This window comes from Agrobacterium sp. CCNWLW155 (assembly GCF_036888815.1).
Classification (GTDB): Bacteria; Pseudomonadota; Alphaproteobacteria; order Rhizobiales; family Rhizobiaceae; genus Agrobacterium; species Agrobacterium radiobacter.
The window spans coordinates 1-594 of the sequence record NZ_JBAKFW010000067.1 but is presented as its reverse complement, the minus strand read 5'-3'; the positions used below and the strand labels follow the sequence as shown (position 1 = coordinate 594).

The 594-nt window shown below is 60.4% G+C and carries 1 protein-coding gene; it reads right to left on the bottom strand.

From position 1 onward, the window contains the following. Positions 1-39: 39 nt before the first annotated feature. Positions 40-594: IS3 family transposase (locus V6S97_RS29140; RefSeq protein ID WP_334428456.1), on the bottom strand; the 555-nt coding region annotated here is incomplete at its 5' end.

Sequence of the window (594 nt, the reverse complement as noted above, 5' to 3'; positions counted from 1 at the left end):
TGAACCGCCCCGGCTTTACCGGAGACCGTTTGGTTTAAGTTATGCGGCCATGGCTGGCGCGTCCAGCATGGCGTAATATCGTTCTTCGGCCTCGGCTGGCGGTATGTTGCCGATGGGCTCCAGAAGGCGTCGGTGGTTGAACCAATCGACCCATTCCAAAGTGGCGAACTCCACGGCTTCGAAGTTTCGCCACGGTCCTCGTCGATGGATGACCTCGGCCTTGTAAAGGCCGTTGATCGTTTCGGCGAGAGCGTTGTCGTAACTGTCGCCGACACTCCCGACGGACGGCTCGATGCCCGCCTCCGCCAGCCGTTCGGAATAGCGAATTGACACGTATTGCGAGCCGCGGTCGGAATGATGAACCAGCCCGCCCCGTTTGACGGGTCGCCGCTCATGAAGTGCTTGGTCGAGGGCATCGAGCACAAAGCCCGCATGGGCAGTCCGGCTCGCCCGCCAACCGACGATACGGCGTGCGAAGGCATCAATGACGAAGGCCACGTAAACGAAGCCCTGCCAGGTCGCGACATAGGTGAAATCGGATAACCACAGCATGTTCGGCGCTGGAGCGAAGAACTGTCGGTTCACCCGGTCTAG